This window comes from Weizmannia agrestimuris, assembly GCF_943193165.1.
GTDB classification, from domain to species: domain Bacteria; phylum Bacillota; class Bacilli; order Bacillales; family Bacillaceae_C; genus Weizmannia; species Weizmannia faecalis.
In genome coordinates this window covers 1-7,579 of the sequence record NZ_CALPDC010000071.1, presented here as the reverse complement: position 1 = coordinate 7,579, position 7,579 = coordinate 1, and the positions used below count along the sequence as shown (strand labels likewise).

General features: G+C 47.4%; 7 protein-coding genes. 5 read left to right on the top strand and 2 right to left on the bottom strand.

Annotated elements, in window-relative coordinates; all coding sequences use genetic code 11:
• The first annotated feature begins 19 nt into the window (after nucleotides 1-19).
• Nucleotides 20-196: a hypothetical protein gene (locus NFR98_RS15210; RefSeq protein ID WP_014095982.1), complete on the top strand. Its 177-nt coding sequence runs from the start codon at nucleotides 20-22 to the stop codon at nucleotides 194-196.
• 80 nt (nucleotides 197-276) lie between these two features.
• Here NFR98_RS15210 and NFR98_RS15205 read toward each other — a convergent pair whose 3' ends face one another.
• Nucleotides 277-858, bottom strand: coding sequence for a biotin transporter BioY (locus NFR98_RS15205; RefSeq protein ID WP_014095981.1), 582 nt, complete (start codon nucleotides 856-858; stop codon nucleotides 277-279).
• Between the two features lie 1,065 nt (nucleotides 859-1,923).
• Between NFR98_RS15205 and NFR98_RS15200 the strand changes: the two genes are divergently transcribed.
• From NFR98_RS15200 to NFR98_RS15185, 4 genes are all read left to right on the top strand, one after another.
• Nucleotides 1,924-2,310, top strand: a complete 387-nt coding sequence (locus NFR98_RS15200; RefSeq protein WP_014095980.1) for a MerR family transcriptional regulator — start codon at nucleotides 1,924-1,926, stop codon at nucleotides 2,308-2,310.
• Entirely contained in the window at nucleotides 2,307-3,830 is a 1,524-nt protein-coding gene (locus tag NFR98_RS15195) for a class I adenylate-forming enzyme family protein (RefSeq protein ID WP_014095979.1), read from the top strand. The genes NFR98_RS15200 and NFR98_RS15195 overlap by 4 nt, the downstream gene beginning before the upstream one ends.
• Nucleotides 3,814-5,472 (top strand): acyl-CoA dehydrogenase family protein, encoded by a 1,659-nt coding sequence (locus NFR98_RS15190; protein ID WP_035182336.1) that lies wholly within the window; start codon nucleotides 3,814-3,816, stop codon nucleotides 5,470-5,472. Before NFR98_RS15195 ends, NFR98_RS15190 begins: the two co-directional genes overlap by 17 nt.
• An 87-nt stretch (nucleotides 5,473-5,559) precedes the next feature.
• Nucleotides 5,560-6,459 carry an SDR family oxidoreductase gene (locus NFR98_RS15185; RefSeq protein ID WP_044051928.1) on the top strand — a complete coding sequence of 300 codons (900 nt, stop codon included), beginning with the start codon at nucleotides 5,560-5,562 and terminating at the stop codon, nucleotides 6,457-6,459.
• A 162-nt stretch (nucleotides 6,460-6,621) separates the two neighbouring features.
• On the opposite strand, the gene NFR98_RS15180 is transcribed toward NFR98_RS15185, so the two are convergent.
• Nucleotides 6,622-7,449 (bottom strand): AAC(3) family N-acetyltransferase, encoded by an 828-nt coding sequence (locus NFR98_RS15180; RefSeq protein ID WP_014095976.1) that lies wholly within the window; start codon nucleotides 7,447-7,449, stop codon nucleotides 6,622-6,624.
• Nucleotides 7,450-7,579 lie beyond the last annotated feature (130 nt).

The following is a 7,579-nucleotide window of genomic DNA, read 5'->3' as shown; positions in this document are numbered from 1 at the left end:
TCAAGCGGGGGTCTGAAGTATGCATTTGGAAAGATCCCGTCGTTTTAACGCAGTAAACGGGGAAATGCCCTGCTCCGGAATACTGTCCCACCCGAAGAATGCACCGTTTCAGGCGGCTGCAGCGGGATCGGATTTAATCGTCAAGCGGGGGTCTGAAGTATGCATTTGGAAAGATCCCGTCGTTTTAACGCAGTAAACGGGGAAATGCCCTGCTCCGAAATACTGTCCCGCCTGAAAAATCACCATATCGGGCGGGGCAGTATAAGCGGGGCCATTCTACCGTTTTAACGCAATTAGCGGGGAAACGGCTTTAATCCGGTGTGCCAGCCAGCCCGCAACCAAGGACAAAATGATGTCTTTTGGCAGGGGCACCGCCATCCACACCCAGGCAATTTTGTAGCTGAACGCTTGTGGGGCCTGCGCCCATATTTTGTACGCGGCGTACATCCAGTTGGTCCCAATCAAATAGTTTAAAATCAGGCCAATGATTGCCGCAATAAAGTACGTTGTCAAGTTTTGGCGTTTTTCCACAATCTTGCCCGTTGCCCAGGCTGCGGGGATAAAGCTAAGAATAAATCCGAATGTTGGGCTTAAAACGGTTTGAAACCCGCCGCTGAACTGCGCAAAAACCGGTGCTCCCAGTAAGCCGATCAGCATATAGGCGACCATCGAGATCGCTCCAAGCCTGCTGCCGAGCACTAAACCTGCCAGCACGGCAAAAAAAGTTTGCAATGTGATCGGCACCCCGCCGATAACAAGAAACGGCGCAATGGATGTAATATTTGCCCCAATGGCCATCAGCGCCGCAAACATACCCGCATAACAAAGATCAATGGCACGGAATTTTTTCGCTGCCATTTTTTCACTCCCCTTTTTTCCTTTATCTATTAATAGATTAAAAAACTGCGGCATATATGTCAACCTAAAAATAAAATTGGTTTACATATTTCGGGCTTTGTGTCTTGAAGTTTACTGTAACGTAGAGGGGAGTGACATGGTTCCAAAACACCGAGTGTTGTCAATAATATAGTGAATCAAATCAGTGGGGAGGTCTTCTTCTCTCACTAAAGGCGAAGGTCTTTGTCATCCTAATCGGATTTTTATCCACCCTAAAAGGTTTAATTGTGTCTTGACTATTGGATTTATATATGGAATAATTTGTCTATTAAGAAGATGATCTGTATATTTTTTGAAATTTTTTCAAAACGATTCTTCGTTCAGTACCGGGAAGTTTTTTAAATAGTATTTTTAAAAACTTAAAAAAGTTTGGTGATATCAATGGGTCAATCCTCAACACGTAGAAGCTTTTCATCCGTTATATATTTAGTTGTCGGTTTACTGGTTACTTTTATTCAGCGTACACCAGTGTACTGGGGTGCATTCATCGTCCTGTTTTTTATGTCCTTGTATAATATTTATAAAAAACCAAGCTTAGGGAATATTCTTTTCTACATCATTGCTTATTTACTCCTTTTTGCTTATCTATGGTTTTTTATATTACATTAAGTTAAAAACAGGGCAGGTAGAGGGGGAGACACATTTATTAGGATGGAAGAGGTGTTTTTATCATTCCCACTTCCACTCCTTATGAAGAATACGGGTATGTTGCTGCTTTTTATTTTGTTTAATTCCATTTTCTGAACGGTGTTTGAACTTCCTCTGGTCACTTCCTTAAAAACTTCCTTCAAAAACCAACCAATTATTCCTTAGCATTCGCTTCGGCAACTTTTCAATACATTTAGGGAAATATAGGCTGGCATAATCAACCAAATCCATGACATGCAATCCCAAAATGGCGCATTCCTGTATAATCGTATTCCCCTCTAATTGTTTCATAATGATAAAAGGAATTCACGCTTTATATCTTGAAGTTTACGTTAACGTAAATTGTATGATAGAGGCAAATGGGAAGGAGAGGGGTGTATGACCTGCAAAATTTCTGAACTGGCAGCCGAATTCGGGGTATCCACGAGGACCATCCGCTATTATGAAGAGCTTGGGCTGTTCAAGCCAAAAAGAAGCCAAAATGGCAGGAGGTGCTATTCGAAAAAGGACTACACCAGGTTAAAGCTCATTTTCCGCGGGAAACAACTGGATTTTTCTTTGGATGAGATTAAAGAAATGATCGAACTGTTCGATTGCGACCGCTCCGGCATAAAACAACTCGAAAAAACGATCGAGTATGGCAAACAAAAACGCCGGGAAGTTGCACAGCAAATTCAAAACCTCCAGGAACTTCAATCCGAACTGGAAAAATATCTGGCAGAATTTGAAACTCGTTTAAAACGCTTAAAGGAGGAGCAGGGATGAATATTTCTGAACTGTTGGCGCGGAATGCAAGAAAGTACCCACAGCAGGAAGCATTGGTTTCGCCTCGTGAACGGCTGAATTATCAGGAATTAAATGTCAGAGTAAACCGTTTGGCGCATGCCCTCCAAAATTGTAACTTCAAGCAGGGAGACAGGGCGGTCATCGTGATGCCAAATACAAATGCGTTTGTCATTGCCTATTTTGCCGTGATGCGGCTTGGCGGTATTGTCGTGCCGGTTAATGCCAAATCAAGCCGCGCAGAACTGGAGTATATGTTGGACGATAGCGGAGCAAACGTGTTATTTGTCCATGAGCTGCTTTTTGAGGAACTCAAAGAAGCAACTTTTCCTCCCCATCTCGTAAAAATAAAAACAGGCGAACGTGTGACAGGCTGTCAAATTTTTGAAGAAATGATTAACCATTCGCCTGAAACGGAGATCCGGTGCCGGCTCAAAGAAGACGATGATGCTTCTATTCTTTACACATCGGGCACAACTGGGAAGCCAAAGGGTGTTTTGTTCACCAACCGCAATATTTTGTCCGCCGCCTGGATGATGTGTGTGGAAATGGCAATGAAACCGGAAAGCAGAATCCTGCACATGATGCCGCTCAGCCATTCAGCGCCTCTTCATCTCTTTTTGGTTGCAGGCACGGTTGTAGGCGCCACACATGTGCTTTCGCCTGTATTTACACCGGAAGCATTGGTGGAAACTGTAGAAAAAGAACGAATCACCCATTTCTTCGGTGCCCCGGTGGCCTATTTGTTCACGGCAAAACTGCCGAACTTGCAGGATTACGATTTATCCACCATGAAGTATTGGGTATATGGCGGTGCGCCGCTTTCCAGACCGGAAGTGGGCCTGATTCAAAATGCTTTTCGGTCGGACCGGCTCGTGTGCGTATATGGCCTGACAGAAGCGGGGCCGAACGGGACATTGCTGCTGCCTGAAGAACACGCGGAAAAAGCTGGAAGCATCGGTAAACGCGCTGCACTTGGCATGGAAATCCGGCTTGTGAATGAAAAAGGTGAAGACGTAGCGGCGGGGGAAGTCGGGGAAATTGCGTTGTACGGGGAAAGCGTCATGAAAGGATATTTCCGGAAACCAGAAGAAACGAACCGCGTATTTCAAAATGGCTGGCTGTTAACTGGCGACATGGCGAGAAAAGATGAGGAAGGGTACTACTGGGTAGTGGACCGTAAAAAAGATATGATCCTCTCAGGCGGTGTAAACGTATACCCGAAAGAGATCGAGGACGTATTGGTTACCCATCCGAAAATAAGGGAAGTTTCTGTGATCGGTGTTCCGCATCCGGAATGGGGGGAAACGGTCAAAGCTTTTCTCGTGCTGGCAGAACCGATGGACAATATTGAAGAAGAATGCAAACGCTTTCTAAAAGGGAAACTGGCATCCTATAAAATTCCGAAGTTGTACGAAAGAATAGAAGAACTGCCGAGGAACGCCACGGGAAAAATCCAAAAACAAGTATTGAGGGGGATGGCCAATGAACTTTTACCATGACGATCCGAACCTGGCACGGCTTTTGAAACAATATTTGGATCCGCTGTTTTTTGATTGGGCAGAAAAGGAACTGGCCGAATTCGGGGAAATGTGCGCCGGAGAAATTGACGAACGGGCGACCCACACGGACCGGGAAGGCCAGCCCAAGCTGATCAAATATAACCGCTACGGAGAAGATGTATCGAGAGTGTGTGTAAATGAGGGTTATTTAAAAACAGTGGAGCAAGTGTATAACAAAGGCATTGTTGGATATGTCCATAAATCCATTCCGGCATTGGGCCAAAAAGGCAATTATGTGTATGCGTTTGCGCAAGGTTATTTGCTGTCGCAATCGGAACCCGGGTTTTATTGTCCGGTCACATTGACGGCAGCAGCCGCCTATTTGCTTGACCATTATGGTAGCCATGAACTGAAACAAGCCTATTTGCCGCAGCTAATCTCAACAGGTGAAGCGGAGCGCTATGAAGGTGCCACTTTTTTAACGGAACGCCAAGGCGGGTCAGACGTTGGCGCCAATGAAACAAAAGCCGTTTCGGAAGGCGGCTGTTACCGGCTTTACGGCGAAAAATATTTTGCCTCTAATGTGGGCATGTGCGGGGTAGCTATGGTGCTTGCAAGGCGTGAAGGGGCCCCGTCCGGAACAAAAGGGCTAAGCTTGTTTTTGGTGCCGTGGGAAAAAGAAAACGGCGAGAAAAACGGCATCTATATCCGGCGTTTGAAAGATAAACTCGGCGTGTGCGCGGTGCCTTCGGGTGAGGTGGTATTTGACGGGGCAAAAGCTTACTTGGTTGGCGACCCGCGCAAAGGCTTTTACTATATGATGGAGGCCCTAAACCTTTCGCGCATCTGCAATGCCATTGCTTCGATCGGCATCATGCGTCGGGCATACCGGGAAGCGCGGGCCTATGCGCTGAGACGGACGGCGTTTGGCAGCCGGCTCGCAGACTATCCAATGGTAAAAGAAACCCTTGTCAAAATGGCAGCCAAACAGGAAGTGGAAACAAGCGCGGTGTTCCGGCTTGCCACACTTTTTGACCGGACGGCTTCCGGCAAGGCGGATGAACAAGAAAACATCATGACAAGACTGCTCATTGCCATTTTGAAAATGGAAACAGCCGAGCAGGCCATCCATTTTGCCCATGAAGCGATCGAAATGCACGGCGGAAACGGCTATATCGAAGACTTTGTAACGCCAAGGCTTTTGCGTGATGCCCAGGTGCTTACTGTCTGGGAAGGGACCGCCAATATTCTCGGCCTTGAAGTGCTCCGCCTGATGCGGAAATTTAAAGTGCATGACATTTTTATCGGCATGATGCGGGAGAAAATAGATCAGCTGCAGGCCGGTACATGGCTATCTGCCGGACTGGACCAACTCGAAGAAACTTGCCGTTTTGTCATGGAGACGAAAGAGGAAGCCGCGCAAACGTACCATTGTAAAAAAGTAGCCAGGCAAATGGTCAAAATATATGAAAGTGTCACAGCCCTCGAAGACGCATTGGCCGGGCAGCGGCAAAAATGGATCGCGGAAGCCTATCTCAGGCTGGCTTGGCACGACCCGCTTGCCATCGATCCGGAACTGGCGCTTGTGAAACATTTCGAAGAGATTGTGATGGAAAAAGTGCCGGCAAATGAAGGAAATTAATTGTCACCCACCGGCTTTTAGGCGAATACACTGAATGGAAAAAGCCTGGATAAAGAGGTGGTCCATTTGTATTGGCAGAAGCCAGATATGTATTTTTCCCGGACGGAACCGGGTTACCGCATTCATCCGCAAAAATATGCCTTTCCGCCCCAGCACCAGCCAAAACAGCCGGGGATTGAAAAACTGATGCATCCGCGCCCGCAGATTGAAGACTCGTCCTATAAGGGATCTGGAAAGCTTGAAAATAAAGTGGCGATTGTAACCGGCGGGGACAGCGGGATCGGCGCAGCTACCGCGATTGCGTTTGCAAAAGAAGGCGCGGATGTAGTGATTCCGTATTTTTCCAATTATGAAATAGAAGATGCGAGCCGGACAAAGCGGAGGATCGAAGCGCTCGGGCAGCGTTGCCTGCTGATTCCGGGGGACCTAAAAGATCCGGAGCATTGCCAAAACGTTGTAAAGCAAACGGTGGATACATTCGGACATCTGGATGTGCTTGTGAACAATCATGCCATGCAGTTTGTGCAGAAGGATTTGCAAGATATTACGAATGAACAATGGGATTTTACCTTTAAAAACAATATTCACAGCTTTTTCTACTTGGTCAAAGCCGCATTGCCGTATTTGAAAGCCGGCAGCTCGATCATTTTTACCAGTTCTGTCACGGCGTATGAAGGAAGTCGAAATTTGATCGATTATTCTGCAACAAAAGGGGCAATTGTGGCTTTCACCCGGTCTTTGTCGCAAAATCTGGTGAGAAAGGGCATCCGGGTCAATGCGGTGGCACCGGGGCCGATTTGGACACCGCTGATTCCGTCAAGCTTCTATCCGGAACAGGTTGCCAAATTCGGCCTTGATGTGCCAATGAAGCGGGCCGGCCAGCCGTATGAACTGGCTCCCACTTATGTTTATCTCGCATCCCGTGATTCCAGCTATGTGACCGGGCAGGTGCTGCATGTAAACGGTGGGACGATTACGGATTCTTAATGGCAAGGGAGCGTGCTGTGCAAATCGACTGCACTCATGCGAAATCACAAGCGGCCGAGGAAACGGGTGAATGAAGATATAGCAACCTGATGCTGGCGTATCAATAGCGGCAAGCCGGTCTGTTGTGCACGCTGGGATCCGCCCGAAAAGGAAATTAGAAAACTAGCGGTGCGCTTTTTCCGTATCCGTGTATAACTCATCCAAATATTGCGCGGTAAAGTCGACGAGCGCCCGCTGTTTGATAAGTTTTGACGGGGCAGCGCCGATAAAACCGGTTTTAACTTGATGGCTGCGTTCAAAGGCGCGGCCGATTTTATTGAATAAATCGGAGTTTTCCTCATAATCTTCGTATGATTGCCAGACCCTTTTTCCGTTTATTGTCATCGCGCAGCTCTGCGTACACCGTTTTGTATGCTTGGACCTGGATTCGCCGAGATGCATGGATGTATTGGCGTGGTAATCGACACCGAGCAGCAAAATACAGCCATCTCGGTCATAAATCTGGGCGAGCGGGGATTTTTCCCCGAACGGGAAGTCGAGCGAATGTCCGCTCAAAATTGATTTTGCTTCCCGTCCCCAAGCAGTAAACGAACAAGTTGGATGATGGCTTCTTAAAACCCCCGGAAACGTCCGAAAAAGCTCGGCAACCCGGCCCATGCCGTAAGTCGGCGTGACGGCGGGATCGAATGCAGGCATAGAGCGGCGGATTTCTTCCCACCAAGCTTCTGGAACGGGCGGGTTTTCCCAAAAGGCGGGGTCGGTATTATTCGCTGTTTGGGCCGGCATCACAATGGTGCCGCGCTCTGTTACCACTTCCATTAAAGCCAGAATGACGGCAACCTCTCCCCCGCAAACCCAGCCGAGCGCGCTTAAAGACGAGTGGACGATAACCACCATACCTTCTTTCAGCCCGAGCTTGCGAAAATCTGTCACTAATCTTTCTTTTGTTACGAGCATTTGTTTTTGACGAATCACGTTTTCTTCTGTCACAGGAGCGCCTCCCATCTCTGCTGATTTATTTGTAATGATTCTCCAGGCTTGCCTAGTTAAGTCCGTATAATTGTGTAAAAAGGGTTATCTGAATATGAGGGAATATGGAGTATAGGGGCTGTTTTTCTGG